At 64.2% G+C, this 22,234-nt stretch carries 21 protein-coding genes; 15 read left to right on the top strand and 6 right to left on the bottom strand.

Annotation, left to right across the window (positions count from 1 at the left end; all coding sequences use genetic code 11):
• From acnA to CFE42_RS23655, 5 genes are all read left to right on the top strand, one after another.
• Positions 1 to 2,706, top strand: coding sequence for an aconitate hydratase AcnA (gene acnA, locus CFE42_RS23675; protein WP_004636470.1), 2,706 nt, complete (start codon positions 1 to 3; stop codon positions 2,704 to 2,706).
• 217 nt (positions 2,707 to 2,923) lie between these two features.
• Positions 2,924 to 3,205 carry a hypothetical protein gene (locus tag CFE42_RS23670; RefSeq protein ID WP_004636473.1) on the top strand — a complete coding sequence of 94 codons (282 nt, stop codon included), beginning with the start codon at positions 2,924 to 2,926 and terminating at the stop codon, positions 3,203 to 3,205.
• 97 nt (positions 3,206 to 3,302) lie between these two features.
• On the top strand, positions 3,303 to 4,514 hold the full coding sequence (locus CFE42_RS23665; protein WP_004636476.1) for a DUF2863 family protein: 1,212 nt from the start codon (positions 3,303 to 3,305) through the stop codon (positions 4,512 to 4,514).
• A gap of 162 nt (positions 4,515 to 4,676) precedes the next feature.
• Positions 4,677 to 6,275, top strand: coding sequence for an ABC transporter substrate-binding protein (locus CFE42_RS23660; protein ID WP_004636478.1), 1,599 nt, complete (start codon positions 4,677 to 4,679; stop codon positions 6,273 to 6,275).
• 156 nt (positions 6,276 to 6,431) lie between these two features.
• Complete coding sequence (locus tag CFE42_RS23655) at positions 6,432 to 7,268, top strand: hypothetical protein (RefSeq protein ID WP_004636479.1); 837 nt, start codon at positions 6,432 to 6,434, stop codon at positions 7,266 to 7,268.
• A 40-nt stretch (positions 7,269 to 7,308) separates the two neighbouring features.
• On the opposite strand, the gene CFE42_RS23650 is transcribed toward CFE42_RS23655, so the two are convergent.
• The gene (locus CFE42_RS23650) at positions 7,309 to 8,454 is read right to left on the bottom strand and encodes a M14-type cytosolic carboxypeptidase (RefSeq protein ID WP_004636482.1); all 1,146 of its coding nucleotides are present in this window, start codon (positions 8,452 to 8,454) and stop codon (positions 7,309 to 7,311) included.
• 14 nt (positions 8,455 to 8,468) lie between these two features.
• Positions 8,469 to 9,242: a peroxide stress protein YaaA gene (gene yaaA / locus CFE42_RS23645; RefSeq protein WP_004636484.1), complete on the bottom strand. Its 774-nt coding sequence runs from the start codon at positions 9,240 to 9,242 to the stop codon at positions 8,469 to 8,471.
• Positions 9,243 to 9,279: 37 nt separating this feature from the next.
• Between yaaA and CFE42_RS23640 the strand changes: the two genes are divergently transcribed.
• Both CFE42_RS23640 and CFE42_RS23635 read left to right on the top strand, forming a co-directional pair.
• Positions 9,280 to 9,804, top strand: coding sequence for a putative toxin-antitoxin system toxin component, PIN family (locus CFE42_RS23640; RefSeq protein ID WP_004636486.1), 525 nt, complete (start codon positions 9,280 to 9,282; stop codon positions 9,802 to 9,804).
• A 12-nt stretch (positions 9,805 to 9,816) separates the two neighbouring features.
• A complete protein-coding gene (locus tag CFE42_RS23635) occupies positions 9,817 to 10,989 on the top strand; it encodes a pyridoxal phosphate-dependent aminotransferase (protein WP_004636488.1) in 1,173 nt (390 codons plus the stop codon).
• A 20-nt stretch (positions 10,990 to 11,009) separates the two neighbouring features.
• On the opposite strand, the gene CFE42_RS23630 is transcribed toward CFE42_RS23635, so the two are convergent.
• Positions 11,010 to 11,663 (bottom strand): glutathione S-transferase, encoded by a 654-nt coding sequence (locus tag CFE42_RS23630; RefSeq protein ID WP_004636490.1) that lies wholly within the window; start codon positions 11,661 to 11,663, stop codon positions 11,010 to 11,012.
• A 46-nt stretch (positions 11,664 to 11,709) separates the two neighbouring features.
• Between CFE42_RS23630 and CFE42_RS23625 the strand changes: the two genes are divergently transcribed.
• From CFE42_RS23625 to CFE42_RS23610, 4 genes are read left to right on the top strand one after another with little or no spacing between them, the layout of a single operon-like run.
• Positions 11,710 to 13,281, top strand: coding sequence for a 3-hydroxyacyl-CoA dehydrogenase (locus CFE42_RS23625; protein ID WP_152458864.1), 1,572 nt, complete (start codon positions 11,710 to 11,712; stop codon positions 13,279 to 13,281).
• Between the two features lie 42 nt (positions 13,282 to 13,323).
• Positions 13,324 to 14,103: an oxepin-CoA hydrolase, alternative type gene (locus CFE42_RS23620; protein ID WP_004636494.1), complete on the top strand. Its 780-nt coding sequence runs from the start codon at positions 13,324 to 13,326 to the stop codon at positions 14,101 to 14,103.
• A gap of 12 nt (positions 14,104 to 14,115) precedes the next feature.
• On the top strand, positions 14,116 to 14,850 hold the full coding sequence (locus CFE42_RS23615; protein ID WP_004636497.1) for a histidine phosphatase family protein: 735 nt from the start codon (positions 14,116 to 14,118) through the stop codon (positions 14,848 to 14,850).
• Between the two features lie 38 nt (positions 14,851 to 14,888).
• The gene (locus tag CFE42_RS23610; protein WP_004636499.1) at positions 14,889 to 15,977 is read left to right on the top strand and encodes a phosphotransferase; all 1,089 of its coding nucleotides are present in this window, start codon (positions 14,889 to 14,891) and stop codon (positions 15,975 to 15,977) included.
• Between the two features lie 9 nt (positions 15,978 to 15,986).
• Here CFE42_RS23610 and CFE42_RS23605 read toward each other — a convergent pair whose 3' ends face one another.
• On the bottom strand, positions 15,987 to 16,406 hold the full coding sequence (locus CFE42_RS23605) for a hypothetical protein (RefSeq protein WP_004636501.1): 420 nt from the start codon (positions 16,404 to 16,406) through the stop codon (positions 15,987 to 15,989).
• Complete coding sequence (locus tag CFE42_RS23600) at positions 16,403 to 17,116, bottom strand: SDR family oxidoreductase (RefSeq protein ID WP_004636503.1); 714 nt, start codon at positions 17,114 to 17,116, stop codon at positions 16,403 to 16,405. Before CFE42_RS23600 ends, CFE42_RS23605 begins: the two co-directional genes overlap by 4 nt.
• Positions 17,117 to 17,240: 124 nt before the next feature.
• Here CFE42_RS23600 and CFE42_RS23595 point away from each other — a divergent pair, with 124 nt between their 5' ends.
• On the top strand, positions 17,241 to 18,236 hold the full coding sequence (locus tag CFE42_RS23595; protein WP_004636504.1) for a LysR family transcriptional regulator: 996 nt from the start codon (positions 17,241 to 17,243) through the stop codon (positions 18,234 to 18,236).
• Between the two features lie 184 nt (positions 18,237 to 18,420).
• On the opposite strand, the gene CFE42_RS23590 is transcribed toward CFE42_RS23595, so the two are convergent.
• Positions 18,421 to 19,365, bottom strand: coding sequence for a LysR family transcriptional regulator (locus CFE42_RS23590; protein ID WP_004636506.1), 945 nt, complete (start codon positions 19,363 to 19,365; stop codon positions 18,421 to 18,423).
• A 93-nt stretch (positions 19,366 to 19,458) separates the two neighbouring features.
• Here CFE42_RS23590 and CFE42_RS23585 point away from each other — a divergent pair, with 93 nt between their 5' ends.
• From CFE42_RS23585 to CFE42_RS23575, 3 genes are all read left to right on the top strand, one after another.
• The gene (locus CFE42_RS23585) at positions 19,459 to 19,896 is read left to right on the top strand and encodes a PaaI family thioesterase (protein WP_037045008.1); all 438 of its coding nucleotides are present in this window, start codon (positions 19,459 to 19,461) and stop codon (positions 19,894 to 19,896) included.
• A 76-nt stretch (positions 19,897 to 19,972) separates the two neighbouring features.
• Entirely contained in the window at positions 19,973 to 21,232 is a 1,260-nt protein-coding gene (locus tag CFE42_RS23580; protein ID WP_004636510.1) for an acyl-CoA dehydrogenase family protein, read from the top strand.
• 169 nt (positions 21,233 to 21,401) lie between these two features.
• Positions 21,402 to 22,094, top strand: a complete 693-nt coding sequence (locus CFE42_RS23575; RefSeq protein ID WP_004636512.1) for a glutathione binding-like protein — start codon at positions 21,402 to 21,404, stop codon at positions 22,092 to 22,094.
• The last annotated feature ends 140 nt before the right edge of the window (positions 22,095 to 22,234 follow it).

The following is a 22,234-nucleotide window of genomic DNA, read 5'->3' as shown; positions in this document are numbered from 1 at the left end:
ATGCCCCACAATCTGAAAAAAACACTCAAGGAATTTAAGATCAACGGCGGCCAGACCGGCAAGTTCCACTCCCTGCCGCAACTGGGCAAGGAACTGGGCGTGGCGATCGAGCGCCTGCCGGTGTCGATCCGCATCGTGCTGGAGTCCGTCCTGCGCAACTGCGACGGCAAGAAGGTGACCGAAGAGCACGTCGCACAACTGGCCAACTGGAAGCCGAACGCCGAGCGCGTTGACGAAATCCCGTTCGTGGTCGCCCGCGTGGTGCTGCAGGACTTTACCGGCGTGCCGCTGCTGGCCGATCTGGCCGCCATGCGCAACGTGGCCGAGCGCATGGGCAAGAACCCAAAGAAGATCGAGCCGCTGGTGCCGGTCGACCTGGTGGTGGATCACTCGGTGCAGATCGACCACTTCCGTGAGAAGAAGGCACTGGACCTGAACATGCAACTGGAGTTCTCGCGCAACAACGAGCGCTACCAGTTCATGAAGTGGGGCATGCAGGCATTCGACACGTTTGGCGTGGTGCAGCCGGGCTTCGGCATCGTTCACCAGGTCAACCTGGAATACCTGGCACGCGGCGTCCATAAGAAGGACGGCGTGTTCTATCCGGATACGCTGGTCGGCACTGACAGCCACACCACCATGATCAACGGCATTGGCGTGGTGGGCTGGGGCGTGGGCGGCATCGAAGCGGAAGCCGGCATGCTGGGCCAGCCGGTGTATTTCCTGACGCCGGACGTGGTAGGCGTGGAGCTGAAGGGCCGCCTGCGCGAAGGCTGCACTGCAACCGACCTGGTGCTCACGATCACAGAAATGCTGCGCAAGGAAAAGGTCGTCGGCAAGTTCGTCGAGTTCTTCGGCGAAGGCACGGCCAGCCTGTCTCTGCCGGACCGCGCAACCATCGGCAACATGGCACCGGAATACGGCGCCACCATGGGCTTCTTCCCGGTGGACGACAAGACGATCGACTACTTCAAGGGCACGGGCCGCACGAAGGACGAAATCAAGGCGTTCGAAGCCTACTTCCGCGCACAGAACCTGTTTGGCGTGCCGAAGGCCGGCGAAATCGACTACACCAAGACGCTCACGCTGGACCTCGGCACGGTTGCCCCGTCGCTGGCTGGCCCGAAGCGCCCGCAGGACCGTATCGAAATCGGCAATGTGAAGTCGACGTTCTCGTCGCTGTTCTCGAAGCCGGTTGCGGAAAACGGCTTCAACAAGAAAGCTGAAGATCTCGACAAGACCTTCACGACCACCAACGGCGTTGACGTGAAGAGCGGCGACGTGCTGATCGCCGCCATCACGTCGTGCACGAACACTTCCAACCCGAGCGTGCTGCTGGCGGCGGGTCTGCTGGCCAAGAAGGCCGTCGAAGCCGGCCTGGAAGTGGCGCCGCACATCAAGACCTCGCTCGCCCCGGGGAGCCGCGTGGTGACGAAATATCTGGAAGCCGCCGGGCTGCTGCCGTACCTGGAAAAGCTGGGCTTTGGCGTGACGGCATACGGCTGCACGACCTGTATCGGCAACGCCGGTGACCTGACGCCGGAGCTCAACGATGCCATCGTGAAGAACGACATCGTTGCTGCCGCTGTGCTGTCGGGCAACCGCAACTTTGAAGCGCGTATCCACCCGAACATCCGCGCCAACTTCCTGGCCTCGCCGCCGCTGGTCGTCGCTTACGCGATCGCCGGCAACGTGACGCGCGATCTGATGACCGAGCCGGTCGGCAAGGGCAAGAAGGGCAAGGACATCTATCTGGGCGACATTTGGCCGACCTCGGACGAGATCGCCAAGCTGATGAAGTTCGCGATGAACGCCGACACGTTCCGCACGAACTACGAGCAGGTCAAGAAGCCGTCCAAGCTGTGGGCCAACGTCAAGGGCACGAAGGGTCAGGTCTACGACTGGCCGAAGTCGACGTACATCGCCGAGCCGCCGTTCTTCGAAGGCTTTGGCATGACGCCGGTTGCTGCCTCGGCATCGGTCAAGGGCGCACGCGCACTGGGCGTGTTCGGCGATTCCGTGACGACCGACCACATCTCCCCAGCCGGTTCGATCAAGGAAACGTCGCCCGCCGGCAAATACCTGCTGGCCAATGGCGTGCTGAAGGCCGACTTCAACAGCTACGGCTCGCGCCGCGGCAACCATGAGGTGATGATGCGCGGCACGTTCGCCAACGTGCGTATCAAGAACCTGATGATCCCCGCCAAGGCCGACGGTTCGCGCGTGGAAGGCGGCGAAACGCTGTTCCAGCCGAGCGGCGAACAAATGTCGATCTACGACGCCGCCATGAAGTACATCTCCGAAGGCACGCCGACGGTCGTGTTCGGTGGCGAAGAGTACGGCACGGGCAGCTCGCGCGACTGGGCCGCCAAGGGCACGCAGCTCCTGGGCGTGAAGGCCGTCATCGCACGCAGTTTCGAGCGTATTCACCGTTCGAACCTGGTCGGCATGGGCGTGTTGCCGCTGCAGTTCAAGGGCAGCGACTCGGCACAGTCGCTGAGCATCGTGGGCGACGAGACCTTCGACATCGAGGGCCTGGACGGCGAAATCAAGCCGCAACAGGACGTCACCCTGGTCATCCATCGCGCCAACGGCGAGACCACGCGTGCGCAAGTGCTGCTGCGCATCGACACCCCGATCGAAGTGGACTACTACAAGCACGGCGGCATCCTGCCGTTCGTGCTGCGCCAGTTGCTGGCGGCTTAAGCCCTCAAGCCCCACGCTACGTTGGAGCAGACTGGAACCGGCTCTTCGGAGCCGGTTTTTTATTGCCTGCCGAATCAAACAAGGTGACGTCGCTCCCCAATCGGCGGGCAGGCTTTGGTACAGTGTGCCGAATAGGCCGCGTGATGTCTTCGCCCCCTTGGCAGCAAGCTCGCCGTCCGGCCTTGCCTGACCGTTTCATTGCTGGAGTCCCCCACCCATGGCCAAAGTGGTACTAGCGTTCATCGTCGTGGCGGCTGCCGTGTTCTACATCCTCGTCAAAGCACCGCAGACCGACGCCCCGATCCCGGCCCCGGCAGCGCCCGCTGTAGCGGCAGCGCCTGTGCCCCCGCCTCCGCCATTGGCAGCTTCCGCGCCGGTTGCCGAGCCACATCCGGCACCAGCCAACGCACCGGCTGCATCCGAACCCACAGCGGTTTCCGTACCTGCGGCCCCAAGCAGCGCGGCAGCGGGAGCATCGGCGCCTGCGGCCAAGCCTTAACGTTTTTGCCCTATGGGTTTCGTAATAGGCGTCGCGCAGCGGCGTACAAGGGTAAAATGACGCCCCTTCATTCTTCCAACGAACGGTACGGCACAGCATGGCAGGATTCCGCTCCAAGGCTCCCCAACGTCTTTCCCCCGATGCAGAACGGCTGGTAGCCGATGCGCTGGCGCTGGACGCGTCAGGCAGCCGCATCGAAGACGTCTATTGGGAACAAAGGCTGTCCGAACGTCTTTCCCGGCTGCTCAAGAACGGCAGCCAGACCGCGCTCGACGCCGCGCTCGACCATCTTTTCAAGCACAACGAGGAGGCCTCCGACGTGCTCGCCGAACAGGCCGAGACACTCGCCGAATCGGCCATCCTCAGTTCGGGTGGCGTCGAATATGACGCGTTGCTGATCGCAGCGCCCATCCTGGCACACACGCGCTACATGATCCCGTCGGGCACGATCAAGCCCGAGATGGCGCAGACGCTGCAGGTACACCTGCAGGCCCATGTGATGGCCTCCAACGCTCGCGTAGCGCTGGCCCCTTACCTGTACAGCATCGATCAGCTGCCGCGCACGCATTCCGACACCTTTGCGCTCACGCACAAGCTGGCCGCCTATGCACTCTCTGGCCAACCCGCCAAGGTCGAATTGCGCGACATGCCCGAGACGGCGCCGATCCTGGCCGACCCGCGCTACCTGGTGGCAATCGTCGTGGCGCAGCACGGCCAAGCGCTGTTCCGCTGGCAGGAAGACGCCAAGGAGCACCACGCAGAGCGGTCCGCCTGCCTGGAGCAATGGCGCGAGCAGGTCACGCCGACCATCTCCATGCTGATGCCCGGCTGCGAGTTCGACCTGCTTTTGCCGGACGCCTTCTTCCTGTCCTGCCGCGAGTCCGACAAGCAGATCCGCCCGCTGACCGTGCGTGCTGCCGTCAATTACCTGCAGGGCGCGCTCGATATGCCGGCCAACCGCTTTGGCGCCATCATCGGCGCCTTCGGTGAAGAACAGATCGAGGAATACCGCGTGGCCTTCACGGTGCGCGGTGAGAAAGACCTCATCTACGGCATCGTCTGGCCTGTCTACGGCCGCGACGGTGGCGCCACGGACGTCGCCGCAGAAGGTGAACCGGGCAGCCCGCTGGAGCAGATCTGCGATGAGTTGCGCGCCTGCGGCATCGAAGACATCTTCCGCCACGGCCAGCTCTTCGAACCGGAGTACTGCGAAGACTGCGGCGCGCCGCTCTATGCGGATCGCTCGGCCGAGATCGTCCACGCAGAAATGCCGGAAGACGCGCCGACACAGCAACCGCTGTTCCATTGATCTGCGACGCACTTTGGCAAAGCCACCTTCGGGTGGCTTTTTTATTGCTCCGCCATCGTTCATATTGATTGTCGGTTTGCGTCGCACGCGCCCAACCGGGCTGCGGCACAATGACGATCTTCCGCCACATGGCATCACCGCCCGAACCCCAGGAGCCTCTCGATGACAACCCGTCCCCTCTTGTGTGTTCCCATCCGCGCCCTGATCCGCAACCTCGCCACATGCGCGCTGGCTGCGGCTGCCGCGATGCCGTTCGCCGCACAAGCCGACGACCTCCGCATCGGCCTGTCCGCCGACGTCACGTCGATGGACCCGCAATGGAACAACGCCGGCCCCAACAACGCCATGGCGCTGCATATCTTCGAGTCGCTGGTCTTCCTCGACAAGAACGGCCGCTACACGCCCGGCCTGGCCACCTCGTGGAAGCCCGTCGACGCCAACACATGGGAGATCAAGCTGCGCCCCAATGTGAAATGGAGCGACGGCACGCCGTTCACCGGCGAAGACGTGAAGGCATCGATCGAGCGTCCGGCGCGCCTGACCAACAGCCCGGGCCCCTTCACCAGCTATACCAAGTCGATTACCGAAGTACAGATCGTCGATCCGCTGACGGTGCGGTTGAAGTTGTCGACGCCCAATTACGCGAGCACCCCCAACGATCTGAACAGCCTGCCCATCATTCCGAAGAAGGTGGCCAACGCGCCGCAGGCGGACTTTGACGCGGGCCGCGCAATGATCGGCACGGGCCCGTTCCTGTTCGACCACTTTACGCGCGGGCAGGAAATCGTCCTGAAGAAGAACCCGCACTACTGGGGCCGCGTACCGCAGTGGGACAAGGTGACCTTCAAGATCATCACCGACAATGCGGCTCGCACAGCCGCACTGCTCTCCGGCGATGTGGATGTCGTCGAGGCCGTACCGGCTGCGGACGTCCCGCGCATCAAGCAGGACCCCAAGTTCCACCTCGAACAGCAGGTGTCGTGGCGCACGATTTTCTGGCAGATGGATCAGAGCCGCGATGTGTCGCCGTTCGTGACCGACAAGGCCGGCAAGCCGCTGGCCAAGAACCCGCTCAAGGACCATCGCGTGCGCGAGGCCATCGCGCTGGCCATCAACCGCGACGCCATCGTCAGCCGCGTGCTCGAAGGCCAGGGCGTGGTGGCCTCGAGCATCGTGTCACCGCAGATCTTCGGGCACCCGGGCGGCAAGCCGATCGCATATGACCCAGCACGCGCCAAGAAACTGCTTGCCGAGGCCGGCTATCCGGACGGCTTCGGGCTCACGCTGCACGCCACCAACAACCGCTACCTGAATGACGCGCAAGTCGCGCAAACCACCGCGCAGCTGCTCACGCGCATCGGCATCCAGACGAAGGTTGAAACGTTGCCGGTGGCGGCGTATTTCTCGCGCGCGCGTCAGGGCGAGTTCTCGTTCATGATGCTCGGCTGGGGCTCGGTGGCCGCCGATGTGGCGCTGCGCAGCATTCTCGGTACGCCCAACGCGCAAACCGGCTACGGCTCGTGGAACTGGGGCCGCTACAGCAACCCGGAACTCGACAAACTGGTACAGACGTCGCTCTCAACGGTCTCGAGCGAACAGGCACACGAGCAGGCTGCCAAAACTGCGGCACGCTTTGCGCAGACCGACTACGCGATCATCCCGTCGCATCACCAACTAGCGACGTGGGCCATGCGCAAGGGCATCCGCTACGAGGCGCGCACTGACGAATGGTCGCTCGCGTGGTTGTTCACCAAGCAATGATGATCGCTTGGTAACGAACACCGTGCCGTAACGCGCCGTTACGGCAAATTCGCCTGATGTGCCGCATTGGGGACGCATTGGGGTAACTAGCAGGAACTTTCGTCCTTAGCTTTCCTCTATCATGGCGATTTCCACGCCGACACCCTGTAACTCGTGATGTTGCGACCCAAACTACTCTGTCTCGGCGTCGTCGCTTTGCTGGCCGCCTGCTCCAACCTGCAGACTGAACCGACCGATGCGTCGGCCCAGGCCACCAACGCCACGCCGAGCACCACCGCCGCGCAAGCCAAGCCGGCCGTCCTGCCCGCCCCGACCACGCCGCCCATCGTCTTCGGCTCGACCGATGGCAGCGGCACCACGACGGTCAACCTGCCCTCCAAGGACAAGATGAGCTTGTCCGAGTACCGCGCACAAACCCGTGACCGCCTGATTCAATCGGAAGGTGCCCGCCCCGACGTGGCCGACTGCGCCGCACACGCGAGCTGGATCATTCCGCGCTCGACCAATTTCGACCAGTTCCGCCTGCCAACCGGTGCGCTCTCCAACGACCAGGCCAAGGTCGAGCCATGGGACTCGCGCTTCTCGTCGAGCAAGCAAGGGGCGATCAAGGTGTCGAGCGTGGTCAGTTTCAATGCCGCCGTGCACAAGCGCGGCACGGGCAATGACCAATGGGAGCCCGTGCGCGTGCGCTGCGGGTATCACGAAGGGATGATGCTGGCGTATGAGCTGCTCGACGCCAATGGCCAGCCATTCGCCGCGCCAGCCGCTGCGCCCTCGTCATCAGCAGCGCGCACGCACTGCCGCCGCGGTCATCGCTGCACGACGAGTGCGGCGGCACACGGCAAGACCACCGCCAAGGGCAAGGCCTCGACAAAAGCGACGGCCAAGTCAGCCAAGGGCAGCGGCACAGCCAAGACCAAGTCGACCACGGCAAGCAAATCCACCGCCAAGTCGACGGCAAAGAAGACGACGAAGAAGTCGTCTTCCAACTAAGCGCAACGCGCCGCCCACACAGGCGGCGCAGCGTTTGTCTTCAGCCGAGATACTCCAGGATCGCCTGCAGCATCGCCGCACCCAATGCGGCGCTGCGGGCGCCGTCCCAGCCCACGCGTGCGTCGGGCAGGTCGGCGTTGTCCTTGAACGGCATTTCCAGCGTCAACGACAGGCAGCCATAGGTGTGGCCGATGTACTTGGAGGCGAGCTTGAGCGCGTCTTCGTTGTACTTGCTGGCCTCGTAGCCGTATCGCGTCTGGAAATCCGGTGATGCCCGCAGGAAGGCCGCGACAAAGCGGTCCTGATCGGCACGCTGTGCATCGGTAAAGCCGGGCAGCATTTCACTGCCGGCCACAAACACATAAGGCAGCGCCTCGTCGCCGTGGATGTCGAAAAACAGGTCGACGCCGGTTTGCTCGATGGCCTGCCGCACAGCCAACACCTCGGGACTGCGCTGCGCGTCGGGTTCCATCCACTCGCGGTTCAGGTTGGCGCCTGCGGCATTGGTGCGCAGGTTGCCCAGGGACGAGCCATCCGGGTTCATGTTCGGCACGATATGGAAGACGGCGCGCTCGGCGAGCACACGGCCGATGGGATCGCCGCGCCAGACACCCTGACGCGTCAGGCGTGCGAGCAGCCCTTCAACGAACCATTCGGCCATCGTCTCGCCCGGATGCTGGCGCGCGATGATCCACACGTTTTTCTTGCCGGGGCCGGGTTCACCGACGGTGATGCTGGTCATGTCGCGGCCCTGCACCGTTTGCCCCAGGCGCTGCGTGCGCACGCCCGGCTGCGTTTGCGCAGCGGCCACGAGCGAAAGGTGTCGCTCGTCCGAATACGGCTCGAAATAGGCAAACCAGATGCTGTCGTGCTCGGGCGTCACCTCGACCGTCAACGTCTTGCCGTCATAGCGGGTCGGCACACGAAACCAGTGCTCGCGGTCATACGAGGCGACGGCGCGGTAGTCCTTCCAGCCGGAGGCGTAGGTGCATTCGCCGGCGTTTTCCAGCGCGAGCGTGCAGGCCTGACCCTGCACACCTTGCAGGCGGAAGTGAAACCATTGCGAGAAGTCGGCGTGGGAATCGCGGCGAATGCGCAGGCGGATGGCATCGGCGCGTGCGGCATCGACGATTTCGATGGCGCCGCTGTCGAACGCGCTGGAGATGTGCGGTTGATTGGCAGTCATGTCAGATCCTGCGATCAGGTGAGCTTGCGGCGGAAGACCCAGCGCTCGTCGTCGGAATCGGCAGCGACAAAGGCATAGCCGTCGACATCGAACGCCTTGAGCTTGCGCGGATCGGTGATGCGGTGCTCGATCGCATAGCGCGCCATCAGACCGCGCGCACGCTTTGCGTAGAACGAAATGATCTTGTACTGGCCGTTCTTCCAGTCCTCAAACACCGGCGTGACGATGCGCGCCTTGAGCACCTTGGGCCGCACCACCTTGAAATACTCTTCCGACGCGAGATTGACGAGCACGGCGTCGTCGTCCTGCTTGAAGAGCTTGTTAAGCGCCAGGGTCACCTCGTCGCCCCAGAAGGCATACAGGTCCTTGCCGCGCGGATTGGCAAGGCGCGTGCCCATTTCCAGGCGATACGGCTGCATCCAGTCGAGCGGACGCAGCACGCCGTAAAGCCCCGACAGAATCCGCACATGCTTCTGCGCGAACTGCAGATCGTCCACCGCCAGCGAGTTGGCATCGAGCCCGCCGTAGACATCGCCGTCGAAGGCCAACGCGGCCTGCTTGCTGTTTTCGGCAGTGAATTCGGGCGACCAATCGGCATAGCGCGTGGCATTGAGCGCCGCCAACGGATCGGAAATGTGCATGAGCGTACCGATCTGGGCCGGCGACAGCTTGCGAAGCACTTCAATCAGTTCTGCGGAGCGCTCGATGAAATCGGGCAGCGTGTGGGTCTTGGTGCGCGGCGGCGTGTCGTAGTCGAGCGACTTGGCCGGCGAGAGGACGATGATCATGTCAGAATCGCGGTTCACAAGTCTGGAATTGTATCGAATGGCAGACGCTGCCGCCCTCGCCCACTCCACCCAGGCTCCGGCCCCGCGCGTGGTGCTGGACTCCAACATCTGGGTCGACATCCTGGTCTTCGACGATGCGGTTGCGCGCCCGATCCGCGCTGCGCTGGAAGCTGGCCGGCTGGACGCCATCATCAGCCCCGCCTGTCGCGAAGAACTGCGCCGCGTGCTCGGCTACCCGCAATTCGCCCGCTACGCCGTCGACGCGCAGGCCGCACTCGCGTGGGTCGATCGCGTAACCCGATCCGTCGCCGATCCTGAAGACGCGGCGCGCGTGGAAGGCGAAGCGTTCGTCCCGCGCTGCAAGGATCGCGACGACCAGAAATTTCTCGCGCTCGCCGATGCCGCCGACGTTGCCTATCTCGTTTCCAAGGACCGCGCCGTGCTCAAGCTCAAGCGCCGCATGGCCAAGTATTGCGACGTGGCGGTGTTGCCGCCCAAGCAGTTCGTCGCGCTGGTCCAGTTGGAAAACGCGTCCCTTGCTGCAATCCCAAATCAAGCCTGAAGCCGTCTTGTCATGACCACTGTTGAATCGCTCGCGCCCATCGCCCCGCCGCCGTCGCGGCTACCGAATGTCGGCACCACCATCTTCACCGTGATGTCTGCGCTGGCCGTAGAAAAGCAGGCCGTCAACCTGGGCCAGGGCTTTCCGGATTTCGATTGCGATCCGCGCATCGTCGATGCGGTGTCCGACGCCATGCGCGCCGGCCTGAACCAATACCCGCCGATGACCGGCGTGCCCGCCCTGCGCCAGGCCATCGCCGCGAAGATCGCCAATCTGTACGGCCACGCTTACGATGCCGACCGCGAGATCACCATCACCGCCGGCGCCACGCAGGCGCTGCTGACCACCGTGCTGTGCTGCGTGCATCCGGGCGACGAAGTCATCGTCTTCGAGCCGACGTACGACAGCTACATCCCTTCGATTGAACTGGCGGGCGGCAAGGTTGTGCCGATCACGCTGAACGCGCCGGACTTCCGCATCCCGTTCGACACGCTGGCCGCGGCCATCACGCCGCGCACGCGTCTGATCATGCTGAACACACCGCACAACCCGACCGGCACGGTCTGGCATGCGGACGACATGCGCAAGCTCGCCGAGATCCTCGCGCCCACCAACGTGCTGCTGCTCTCCGATGAGGTCTACGAGCACATGGTGTACGACGGCGTGCCGCACGCGTCGGTCGCGCGCATTCCGGAGCTGGCACGGCGCGCATTCGTGGTGTCGAGCTTTGGCAAGACGTATCACGTGACGGGCTGGAAGGTCGGCTACGTGGCCGCGCCCGCCGCGCTCATGGCGGAATTCCGCAAGGTGCACCAGTTCAACGTGTTCACCGTCAATACGCCGATGCAGCACGGCCTGGCAAGCTACATGGCCGATCCGCGTCCGTACCTGGAGTTGCCGGCGTTCTATCAGCACAAGCGCGACCTGTTCCGCGCGGGGCTGGGGAAAACGCGCTTCAAGCTGCTGCCCTGCCAGGGCACGTACTTCCAGTGCGTGGATTACAGCGCCATCTCCGATCTGCCCGAGGCCGAGTTCGCCAAGTGGCTGACGAGCGAGATTGGTGTGGCGGCAATTCCCGTGTCGGCGTTCTACTCGCAGCCGCACGAATCGGGCGTGGTGCGCTTCTGCTTCGCCAAGAAAGACGAAACGCTCCAGGTTGCCCTGGAGCGTTTGTCGAAGGTGTAAGACCGTAAGGCCGAGGCCGATCAGCGCTTGCTGGCGTAGTGCGCAAGCATCTGCTCGAGATTGGCCTTGCTGTCTGCCCGCACTTTCTGCACGTTGGGATTCTCGGCCATCTTGGCCAGGTAAGGCTTGACGCCTTCGACCTGCGCCAGCAGGTCTTCACCGTAGATGATCTTGGTGGCCTGACTCACCAGCGGGAAGTGCACGATGGCCGCGCAGTCGGCGATGGTGAACGTGTCGCCGGCCACGTAAGGCGAGAACTTGAACAGCTTGGCCGCCGCCGGGATGTTCTTCTGCAACTGCTCGCGCGTCTTCGCCTTCAGGTTGTCGCTGATCTTGCCGCCGAAGAACGCTTCGGGAAACAGCTGGCGCGCGACCAGTTCCAGATGCAGCTCCAGGAACGTCACAATCTCACGCACCTTGGCCGCCTTGAACGGATCGGCCGGAATCAGCGGATGTTGTGGGTAGCGCGCCTCCAGGTAATCGAGGATGACCTGCGATTCGCACATTCCACCGTCCTCGCCCACGAGATACGGCACCTTGTGCAGCGGCGACACCTCGCCGTCGGTCTGGTCCGGCCAGCGCAGCGATTCCTCGAACGCAATCCCCTTCTCCATCAGCGCGAGCTTGACCTTGTTGTAGTAGTTGCTCGCGGCAAAACCGTATAGCGTCAGCATGAACCCATCTCCTTGGTAATTTGGCCGTCCGTTATGGTCGGTGCGGATGCCAGAAATCGCACGCTCGTGCTATTTTAGCCAGACTTCTTTCGATCGCAGCGGATTTCATATGCAGACTATCGGGATTGTGGGCACCGGCGCCATGGGGCGCGGCATTGCGCAGATCGCAGCCCAGGCCGGCTTGCGCGTCAAACTGTTCGACGCCAACCCGCAAGCCGTGGAAGCGGCGAGCACGGCGCTGGCCGACACGCTGGCCAAGCTGGCCGCCAAGGGCAAGCTCACAGCAGATGAAGCTGACGCCACAATCGCCCGGCTGATTCCGGCCGGCGCCCTCTCCGACCTGGCCGACTGCGATCTGGTAGTCGAGGCCATCGTCGAAAAGCTCGACGTCAAGCGCGACCTCTTCCGTCAACTCGAAGACATCGTCCGCGCGGATGCCATACTGGCGTCGAATACATCGTCGCTGTCGATCACCGCGATTGCCGCGACATGCAAACACCCGGAGCGCGTCGCTGGTTTCCACTTCTTCAACCCGGTTCCGCTGATGAAGGTGGTCGAAGTCATCGACGGCCTGCGCAGCGCACCCGCCACCGGTGACACCCTGGCCGCACTGGCCAAGCGCATGGGTCACACCGCCGTGCGCTGCATCGACATGCCGGGCTTCATCGTCAACCACGCCGGGCGCGGCATGAATACCGAAGGCCTGCGCGTGGCGCAGGAAAGTGTGGCGGCCTATGCGGACATCGACGCCATCATGCGCGAGCAAGCCGGCTTCCGCATGGGGCCGTTCGAGTTGATGGACCTCACGGGGCTGGACGTTTCGCACCCGGTGATGGAATCGGTCTATCGCCAGTTTTATGACGAGCCGCGCTATCGTCCATCGCAGATCACGGCAGTGCGCTTTGCCGGCGGCATTCTGGGCCGCAAGACGGGCGAAGGTTTCTACCGCTATCCGGAAGGACAGAAACAGGTGCCGGCGGAAGCGCCCACGCCGTCCGCGCGCCCGTCTTCGGTGTGGATCAGCCGCGCGCATGACGCCGGCCACGCAGCAGCGCAGCGCCTGTTGCTCGATCTGGGCATCTCGCCCGAGGGCGGTTCCAAACCGTCCGCCGATGCATTGATCATCGTGACGCCGCGCGGGCTGGATGCCACGGCCTGCGTGGCCGCCGAGGGGCTCGATGCACGCCGCACCGTCGCGCTCGACACGCTCTATCCGTTTGCCGCCACCAAGCGCCGCACGCTGATGACCACACCCGCCACCGATGCGGCCTACAGCGATGCCGCACACGGCTTGCTGGCCTCCGACGGCGTGCCCGTTACGGTGATCCGCGATTCGGGTGGCTTTGTGGCGCAGCGCATCGTCGCATGCATCGTCAACATCGCGTGCGATATCGCACAGCAGCGCATTGCTACGCCCACCGACATCGACCTCGCCGTCACGCTGGGACTCGGTTATCCCAAAGGGCCGCTGGCACTCGGCGATACGCTGGGCACGAACGCCATCCTGGAAATCCTGCAGAACCTCTACGCGCTCTATGGCGACCCGCGTTATCGCCCGAGCCCGTGGCTGCTGCGCCGTGCCCGTCTCGGCATGTCGCTGCTCACGCCTGATGCCTGACACGCCTGACGCCTGATTGCCGCTTACCCTGACGAGGCCGCCATGACCGCGCAATTGCTCTCCAAACGCATCGGCTCGACGCTGGTGCTGACGCTGTCCAACCCTGACGCGCGCAACGCGCTGGACCCGGTGATGTACACCGCGTCGATGGAAGCGCTGGACCGCGCCGCCAACGACAACGAAATTCGCGCCATTATCTTCACGGGCGACGGCAATGCGTTCTGTGCGGGCGGCAACCTGAACCGCCTGCTGGAAAACCGAAGCAAGCCGAGGAGCGTGCAGGAAGACGGCATCGACGCGCTGAACCACTGGATCGAAACGATCCGCACGTTTCCCAAGCCCGTGATTGCCGCGGTGGAAGGCCCAGCGGCCGGCGCAGGTTTCTCGCTGGTGCTGGCGTGCGACTTCGCGATTGCGGCGTCAGACGCGAAGTTCGTGATGGCGTATGTGAACGTGGCGCTTACGCCGGACGGCGGCGGCTCATGGCACATCGCACGCTTCCTGCCGCGCCCGTTGGCGAGCGAAATCATCATGCTCGGCAAGCCTGTCAGCGCGGAGCGGCTGGCGCACTTCGGGCTCATCAATGAGGTGGTCAAACCTGGCGAGGCGCTGGACCAGGCATTGGCACTGGCGGAAAAACTCGCTGCGCAATCGCCGCACGCGGTGGGCCGCATCAAGGGCCTGATCGCCCACGCCGAAGACGCCTCGCTGCACGACCACCTCAAGGCCGAGCAGCACAGCTTTGTCGAAGCGCTGCACCACGCCGACGGCAACGAAGGCATCTCCGCCTTCCTGCAAAAGCGCAAACCCCAATACCGCTAGTTTCAGGCTCGCATGGTTCCCTTCCCGACACCCAACCGCCGCCGCGTCTACCTGATGCGCCACGGCGCGGTTACGTACTTCGACGAAACCGGTCGCCCCGTTCCGTCGCCCGAGGCCGTGCCGCTCAACGAACTGGGCCGCAGCCAAACCACCGCTGCCGGCAAGATCTTCGCCGCCGAGAACATCGTCTTCGACCGCGTGATCGTCAGTGGCCTGCCGCGCACGGTGGAAACCGCGCAGCGCGTGCTGGCCGAGATGCCCGCGATGCAGGAACGCGGCATCGCGCTTGAGCATTGGCCCGAGCTGCAGGAAATCCGCGGCGGCAAGCTGGCGGAAATTCCCGAGCACGAACTCGCGCAAGCCTTTATCGGCGCGTTTGAAGGCACGGTGTCGGAAGACCGGCGCTTCCTCAACGGCGAGAGCATCGGCGAGTTTCTTGACCGCGTGACGCCGGCCATCGCCAGACTGCGTTCGCAAACCGACTGGGACACCGTGCTGCTCGTGCTGCATGGCGGCACCAACCGCGCGATCCTCTCGCATGCCATCACCGGCGGCGAGCGCGTGTTCTTCGGCAGCCTCGCGCAGACCGCCGGCTGTATCAACGTGCTCGATGTTGGCGAAGCCCCGACCGACTGGGTGCTGCGCATGAGCAACTTCTCGGCGCCCTCCCCGACGCATCTCGGCTCGCGGCTGACGACGATGGAAGTGCTGCTGCAGCAGTACCTTCGCCATCGCCAACCGACCTGAACTTTCCTCGATACACAACAAGATTCGGAGACACACCCATGGCACAAGCGGACCAGCAGGATTTCTCGGCCTTCGAGGGCACGCGCCCCGTGGCGGAGCAGCAGAAGTTCGACACCGGTGCGCTGGAAGCGTGGATGCGCGAACACGTGGCCGGCTTTGCCGGCCCGCTCACGGTTGAGCAATTCAAGGGCGGCCAGTCGAACCCGACGTTCAAGCTGATTACGCCGTCGAGCACGTACGTAATGCGCGCCAAGCCCGGCCCGAAGGCGAAGCTGCTGCCGTCCGCACACGCCATCGAACGCGAATACCGTGTGATGGATGCACTCGCCAAGACCGACGTGCCCGTCGCGAAAATGTATGCACTCTGCGAAGACGAAGCCGTGATCGGCCGCGCCTTCTACATCATGGAGTTCGTGCAGGGCCGCGTGCTGTGGGATCAGGCCCTGCCCGGCATGGAGCCCGCCGAGCGCACCGCGATCTATGACGAGATGAACCGCGTCATCTCTGCGTTGCACACGGTGGACTACGCCGCCATCGGCCTGGCCGATTACGGCAAACCCGGCAACTATTTCGCGCGTCAGATCGAGCGCTGGAGCAAGCAGTACAAGCTGTCGGAAACCGAGTCGATTCCGGCCATGGACAACCTGATCGAATGGCTGCCCAAGCACGTGCCGCAGGAAGCCGAGGAAATCACCAGCATCGTTCACGGCGACTACCGGCTCGACAACCTGATCTTCCACCCGACCGAGCCGCGTGTGCTGGCCATCCTCGATTGGGAACTCTCGACGCTGGGCCACCCGCTGGCCGATTTCAGCTACCACTGCATGAGCTGGCACATCGAGCCGGGTCAGTTCCGCGGCGTGGCAGGTCTGGACTTCGCCGCCCTCGGCATCCCCACAGAAGCCGAGTACATCCGCCAATACGAAGAACGCACCGGCCGCCGCATCACAGGCGACTGGAACTTCTACCTCGCCTACAACATGTTCCGCATTGCCGGCATCCTGCAGGGGATCATGAAGCGCGTGGTGGATGGCACCGCGTCGTCGGCGCAGGCGATGGAAGCGGGCAAGCGCGCCCGCCCGATGGCCGAACTGGGCTGGAAGTACGCGCAGCAGGCCGGCGCATGATGTCGCCCCTTACTTCGTAGAAGGCTTCTCGTACTCGCGCGCTGCTTCCAGCGGACCGGACAGCGGCGCCTCCAACTCGAGCACCACCCCGCCCGGCAACTGCACGAAGATCTGTGCGGCAGGCCGCGCGGGGTGTTTTTTTACCTGGTGCGGGATGCCGCTTTCGTGCACGGCGGCCAGCACATCGGCCGCGTCCTTCCTGGTGCGAAATGCGATGTGCGAGAACACCAGTTCCGGCGTATCGCCCTCCTGCGTCACGAGATGGACCAGCGCATCATCGTTTTGATACAGCCACGTGCCGGGAAACGGAAATGCCGGACGCGGCCCCGGTTTCCAGCCAAGCACATCGGCGAAGAATTTCAGGATGGGCGCATCTCCTGCCACGTGAAAGTTCACGTGGTCGAAGGTCCAATCGCTGTCGGATGTCATAGCAAACCGCCTCCTTCAATGTCGATGATGGCGCCGGTCATGAAACCGTTGGTCATGGCCAGAAGGTAGCCTTGGGCGAGGTCTTCCGGCGTGCCGACACGGCCGACCGGCAAGCCGCTGCCGATGCGCGCGAGCATGGCCTGCCGATCTGCCGGCGCACCCCATACTTCCGTATCCACCACACCGGGGCTGATCACGTTGACACGGCGCGGTGCCAGTTCCTTCGCCAGGTTCTTGCCAGCAGCTTCCACCGCCGCGTTGATCGAGCCACGCAGCAGGCCGGTTGCTGTCGCCTTGCGTGAAAGCAGGCCAGAGGTGAGCGTAATCGATGCGCGTTCCGCCAGATGTGGCAATGCGGCCTGCACTGCCATCAAGGCGGCAAAGAACTTGGTGCCAAACGCCTGTTCCAGGTCAGCACGTTGCAGCGCGGCAAACGGCGGTGGGCTCGTACGCGAGCCGATGGTGATGACGAGATGGTCGATCTTGCCGCTGGGCGACAACTGGGCTGCCTGCGCCAGCGCGCTGGCGAGCGACGCCGTGTCGTTCGCGTCGACGGCAATGCCGTGCGCGCCATCCGCCGCTTTGGCCGAGCGCCCCAGCACCGTCACGCGCGCCCCTTCGGCTACAGCCGCGCGTGCCACCGCCTGGCCAATACCGGCCGTACCGCCCAACACCACCACGGACTGATCCTGCAAGGTCTTCGAAGTCATGCCAATGCTCCTTTGTTTTGAGAGGAGGAAAGAAAAAACTGTCAATCAATTGGGCCATTCTTTCATCAAACAAAAGCAAGATAATCTGGCTATGCTTTGATGATTCTCCAAATCTGCTTTGACAATGATCGCCCTCGACGACCTCCGACTGCTGGTGCGCATCGCCGACGCCGGCAACCTTTCCGCCGCTGCGCGCCAGCTCGGTTGGCTGCCCGCCACCGCCAGCGCAGCGCTCAAGCGCGTGGAGACCGAACTCGGCGCCCGCCTGTTCGAGCGCACCACGCGCAGCATGCGGCCGACCGAAGCCGGCCAGCGTTATCTAGGGTATGCAAGACAGGCGCTGGAGGCACTGGACGAAGGCGCCGAAAGCCTGGGGCAGGACCGCACCGAGCTGTCCGGCCCCATCCGCATTGCCGCCACATCGGACCTCGGGCGACACATCCTGCGCCCATGGCTCGACGCCTTTTGCGATGAGCACCCCGGCGTGCGGATCACGCTGGTGCTGGGCGACCGGCTGGCCGACCTGATGCGCGAAGACCTCGACTTTGCGCTGCGCTACGGGCATCTGCAGGATTCGGCGCTGGTGCGGCGGCCCCTTGCGTCACATCCGCGCGTGATCGTGGGCGCGCCGTCGTACTTCAAGAAGCATGGCCGGCCTGCACACCCGAGCGACCTCGCCGACCACCGCTGCCTGATCCTCCTGCGCAACGGCGAGCCCGTCACGCGCTGGCAACTCACGCACGCCAGCGGCCCTGCCCCGATCGACGTACGCGGCGATTTCCAATGCGACGACGGCGCCGTGGTGCGCGACTGGGCGGTCGCCGGGCGCGGCCTGGCATTCAAATCGTGGCTGGATGTCGCGCAAGACGTGAGCGCAGGCCGGCTGGAGGTGGCATTGCCGGCGTGGAGCCATGCGCCCACGCCGCTGCAGCTCGTGGCCCTTGCGCGCCGCCATCGGCCTGCGCGGCTGACGGCGTGTGCGGACTTTCTCGCCGCGCGCTTTGTCGAGTTCAGCGCGCGTTATCCGTTCCCGTCCGCACAGGGGGCAGCGGCATCGCAAAAGCCGGCCAAGGCGGCCAAGCCGACCAAAACCAAGTCGGCCGTCACCGCGAACACGTAGGTGTCCTTAATGGTTGTTGCGGCGGCGGACCACCCACCACGCAACGATCACGGTGAATGCCGCCACCAGCCCCACCATCAGCCAGAAACCGGGGCACACCGAATGCCATCATTCTGTCATAAACCGCCGTAGTTACGCCATTTGCGCTGCGCAGCCCCGATGATTGCGTCCGCCTTTGCGTTCGTCAACGCCCGCCAGCGAATGCCGCCACGGCATCGCCCAGGGCCACTTCCGCCATCGCGGCGAATACGTGATCGCGCAGCCAGCGGCTGGCGGCATCCTGGTCGCTGTTGGTGTGCCAGTACAGGTACAGCTCAAGCGGCTGCACGTTGAACGGCAGGGGCAGCATCACGTTGCCATACGGCTCGTTGGCAATGCGCGCATAGCGGATCGGCAACGTGGCAAGCAGGTCCGTGCAGCTCACCACGCGGCAGGCGGCCGGGTAATGCTGGCAACGCAGCCGCACGCGCCGCTCGTGGCCAAGGCGACGCAGCTCCACATCCTCCAGCCCTGCGCCACGGCGCCGCGACGACACATGCACGTGTTCACACGCCAGGTAGCGCTCCAGCGTCAGCGGTTCATGTGCGATGGGGTGGCCGGGGCGCGCCAGCACCACCATCGGATCGGTCAGCAGCGGCGCATGCCGGATGGCTGGGGATGCCGGCAGCAGAATGTCCGCCGCTGCGTCGATGGTGCCGGCCAGCAACTCGGTTTCGAGCTGGCGGCGGTCTCCGCGCACGGTCGTGACGTCGATGCGCGGCGCCTCCTTGGCGATGGCCGCCATGAGCGGCGGCAGCAACGTCGCTTCCAGCGCATCGCGCATCGACAACGTGAAGCGGCGCTCGCTCGTGGCGGGGTCGAAACGCGTGCCTTCACGCAGGGTGCGCTCGAAGCCCTGCAGCGCCGTGCGGACCTCCGCAATGAGCGTGCGCGCCAGCGGCGTCGGCACCATGCCCTGCCCGCGCCGCTCGAACAGCGGGTCGTCAAACAGTTCGCGCAGCCGCCCCAGGGCGTGGCTGACCGCCGGCTGCGTCAGGTTGAGCGTGCGGGCGGCCGCGGTAATCCCGCCTTCCGTATAGATGGCATCGAAGACGACAAACAGGTTCAGATCGACGCGCGATATATGCATGACATTGATGGACCGCAATCTACGAAATTCATTTCTCTTATTGTAGGCGAAGGCTTATTCTGCGGACACCACTTGGGAGTTGCGCTGCGCGCCATGACCACCACCACCGATCTCTCCGTGCCGACGGGCTTTGACCTGCTGAACAAGCCGAGCCCTTTCCTGACGATGCTGGGGCCGGTCTATGCCCGCGGAATGGGGCCGACGATGGTGATGGGTTTTCACGTGCAGCATCACCACCTGAACCGGCGCGGCATCCTGCACGGCGGCGTGGTGGCATCGCTGGCCGATGCGGCGCTCGGCTATTGCCTGGCCGAGCCCGGCGAAGGCACCGGCGGCGCCCTGGCCATGTCCACCGCCAGCCTGACTGTGGATTTCATCGCCTCTGCCGGAGAAGGCGACTGGATCCAGATCACCCCGGAGGGATTGCGCACGGGCAGCAAACTGGCCTTTGCGCAGGCCCTCTTCCATCGCGGCGACCGGCTGATTGCGCGCGCGAGTGCCGTGTTTGCAGTGCTCGGCGGACATGTTTGATGCATGGCCGAGCCCGACTGAACTGAGTTGATGGTTGCCCGTTCGGGGCGCTTGTTCGATGTACTGAGGAGACACCATGAATTTCGATTACACGCCCAAGGTCAAGGACATGCAGGCACGCCTGCTCGCATTCTTCGACCAGCACATCTACCCGAATGAGCACCGCTTCCACGAAGAAATCGAGGCCAACCGCCGTGCCGGCAACGCGTGGATTCCCACCAAGGTCATCGAAGAACTCAAGCCGCTGGCGCGCAAGGCCGGGCTGTGGAACCTGTTCCTGCCGCGTTCGCCGCGCGCGCCCGAAGGGCTGTCGAACCTCGAATACGCGCCGCTGTGCGAGATCATGGGCCGCGTGCCCTGGGCGCCGGAAGTGTTCAACTGTTCCGCGCCCGACACCGGCAACATGGAGACGCTTGAGCGCTATGCGTCGGAAGAACTGAAAGACCGCTGGCTGGAGCCGCTGCTGCGCGGGGAGATCCGCTCGGCCTTCCTGATGACCGAACCGGCCGTGGCTTCGTCGGACGCCACCAACATCGAATGCCGCATCGAGCGCCAGGGCGACGAATACGTCATCAACGGCCGCAAGTGGTGGTCGTCGGGCGCCGGCGACCCGCGCTGCGCCGTCTACATCGTCATGGGCAAGACCAACCCGGATGCCGGCCGCCACGAGCAGCAATCGATGATCGTGGTGCCAGCCAATGCGCCGGGCATCACGGTCATGCGCCCGCTGTCGGTGTTCGGTTACGACGATGCGCCGCACGGCCACATGGAAGTCGACCTGAAAGACGTGCGCGTGCCGGTGGGCAACATCCTCCTGGGTGAAGGCCGCGGTTTCGAGATCGCTCAAGGCCGCCTGGGCCCGGGCCGCATCCACCACTGCATGCGCAGCATCGGCGTGGCCGAGCGTGCGCTGGAGCTGATGTGCAAGCGCCTGTCGTCGCGCATCGCATTCGGCAAGGCCATTGCGCAGCACAGCGTCTGGCACGAACGCATTGCCGAAGCGCGCTGCATGATCGAGCAGGCCCGCCTGCTGACGCTCAAGGCCGCGTACATGATGGACACCGTCGGCAACAAGGTCGCCAAGGCCGAGATCGCGATGATCAAGGTCGTGGCACCGAACATCGCCTGCCAGATCGTCGACTGGGCGATCCAGGCACACGGCGGCGGCGGCGTGTCGGGTGATTTCCCGCTGGCTTCGGCCTACGCCCACCAGCGCACGCTGCGTCTGGCCGACGGCCCGGATGAAGTGCACCGCGCGGCCATCGCCAAGCTGGAACTGGCCAAGCATCTGCACCTGAAAGACGTTGTCGACATGCCGGTCACACGCGGCGCCTGACCTGCGGCACGGCTGTACCGTTCACTCCTTAACCCCGCCTTGAGCGGGGATTTTTTTGCCCGCTGCCCGGCGTCTGCGCGTTTCTCGGTTCTGTGCTGGAATGGAACACTTTGCAGGCTGCTGGTGGCCTGCACCTCTCTTCCCGGCCAGAAGCCAAGGAGCCAACTCGATGATCGACGTCTATAGCTGGGCCACGCCCAACGGGCACAAAGTGCACATCATGCTGGAAGAATGCGAGCTGCCTTACCGCGTTCACGGCATCAACATCGGCGCCGGCGACCAGTTCAAGCCCGACTTCCTCAAGATCAGCCCCAACAACAAGATCCCGGCCATCGTCGATCAGGATGGCCCCGACGGCAAACCGATCTCGCTGTTCGAATCGGGCGCGATCCTGCTGTACCTCGCCGGCAAGACCGGCAAGTTCCTGCCCGACGACGTGCGTGGCAAATACGAAGTGCTGCAGTGGCTGATGTTCCAGATGGGCGGCGTCGGCCCGATGCTCGGCCAGGCGCACCACTTCCGCATCTACGCGCCCGAGAAGATCGAATACGCGATCAACCGCTATACGAACGAAGCCAAGCGACTGTACGGCGTGATCGACAAGCGCCTGGGCGAATCCAAGTACCTCGGCGGCGCGGAGTACTCCATCGCCGACATCGCCACGTGGCCGTGGCTGCGCAGTTGGAAGAACCAGGGGATCGAACTGTCGGACTACCCCAAGCTGCAGCGCTGGTTTGAAGCCATTGAAGAACGCCCCGCCGTGCAGCGCGCGGTGAAAGTGCTGGCCAAGGAACGGCCGGCTGTGCAGGACGACAAGGCAAAGGAAATCCTGTTTGGCGCCACGCAGTATCAGCGCCGTTGAGCCGCACACGCATCTGTCAAGTCCTGCCATAGGTTGACACTGTGCTCAGTCTCCGAGCGCCCGATGCACCGCATCGGGCGTTTTGTATTTCAAGGCCAGATGAGGCCGTTCGTGGTTGTAGATATGCACGGCCTGCGCCA

It is taken from the genome of Ralstonia sp. PBBBR1 (assembly GCF_002256165.1).
Taxonomy (GTDB): Bacteria; Pseudomonadota; Gammaproteobacteria; order Burkholderiales; family Burkholderiaceae; genus Ralstonia; species Ralstonia thomasii.
Note: the sequence above shows the minus strand (reverse complement) of the source record. Positions and strands in the feature narration are given on the sequence as shown.

Coding starts and splice junctions, on each gene's coding strand:
- CFE42_RS23585 (WP_037045008.1), top strand. CDS start 19,459: ATGACCACCACCACCGATCTCTCCGTGCCGACGGGCTTTGACCTGCTG.
- acnA (WP_004636470.1), top strand. CDS start 1: ATGCCCCACAATCTGAAAAAAACACTCAAGGAATTTAAGATCAACGGC.
- CFE42_RS23580 (WP_004636510.1), top strand. CDS start 19,973: ATGAATTTCGATTACACGCCCAAGGTCAAGGACATGCAGGCACGCCTG.
- CFE42_RS23590 (WP_004636506.1), bottom strand. CDS start 19,365: ATGCATATATCGCGCGTCGATCTGAACCTGTTTGTCGTCTTCGATGCC.
- CFE42_RS23615 (WP_004636497.1), top strand. CDS start 14,116: ATGGTTCCCTTCCCGACACCCAACCGCCGCCGCGTCTACCTGATGCGC.
- CFE42_RS23600 (WP_004636503.1), bottom strand. CDS start 17,116: ATGACTTCGAAGACCTTGCAGGATCAGTCCGTGGTGGTGTTGGGCGGT.
- CFE42_RS23610 (WP_004636499.1), top strand. CDS start 14,889: ATGGCACAAGCGGACCAGCAGGATTTCTCGGCCTTCGAGGGCACGCGC.
- CFE42_RS23625 (WP_152458864.1), top strand. CDS start 11,710: ATGCCAGAAATCGCACGCTCGTGCTATTTTAGCCAGACTTCTTTCGAT.
- CFE42_RS23665 (WP_004636476.1), top strand. CDS start 3,303: ATGGCAGGATTCCGCTCCAAGGCTCCCCAACGTCTTTCCCCCGATGCA.
- CFE42_RS23635 (WP_004636488.1), top strand. CDS start 9,817: ATGACCACTGTTGAATCGCTCGCGCCCATCGCCCCGCCGCCGTCGCGG.
- CFE42_RS23575 (WP_004636512.1), top strand. CDS start 21,402: ATGATCGACGTCTATAGCTGGGCCACGCCCAACGGGCACAAAGTGCAC.
- CFE42_RS23630 (WP_004636490.1), bottom strand. CDS start 11,663: ATGCTGACGCTATACGGTTTTGCCGCGAGCAACTACTACAACAAGGTC.
- CFE42_RS23640 (WP_004636486.1), top strand. CDS start 9,280: ATGGCAGACGCTGCCGCCCTCGCCCACTCCACCCAGGCTCCGGCCCCG.
- CFE42_RS23660 (WP_004636478.1), top strand. CDS start 4,677: ATGACAACCCGTCCCCTCTTGTGTGTTCCCATCCGCGCCCTGATCCGC.
- yaaA (WP_004636484.1), bottom strand. CDS start 9,242: ATGATCATCGTCCTCTCGCCGGCCAAGTCGCTCGACTACGACACGCCG.
- CFE42_RS23620 (WP_004636494.1), top strand. CDS start 13,324: ATGACCGCGCAATTGCTCTCCAAACGCATCGGCTCGACGCTGGTGCTG.
- CFE42_RS23670 (WP_004636473.1), top strand. CDS start 2,924: ATGGCCAAAGTGGTACTAGCGTTCATCGTCGTGGCGGCTGCCGTGTTC.
- CFE42_RS23655 (WP_004636479.1), top strand. CDS start 6,432: ATGTTGCGACCCAAACTACTCTGTCTCGGCGTCGTCGCTTTGCTGGCC.
- CFE42_RS23595 (WP_004636504.1), top strand. CDS start 17,241: ATGATCGCCCTCGACGACCTCCGACTGCTGGTGCGCATCGCCGACGCC.
- CFE42_RS23605 (WP_004636501.1), bottom strand. CDS start 16,406: ATGACATCCGACAGCGATTGGACCTTCGACCACGTGAACTTTCACGTG.
- CFE42_RS23650 (WP_004636482.1), bottom strand. CDS start 8,454: ATGACTGCCAATCAACCGCACATCTCCAGCGCGTTCGACAGCGGCGCC.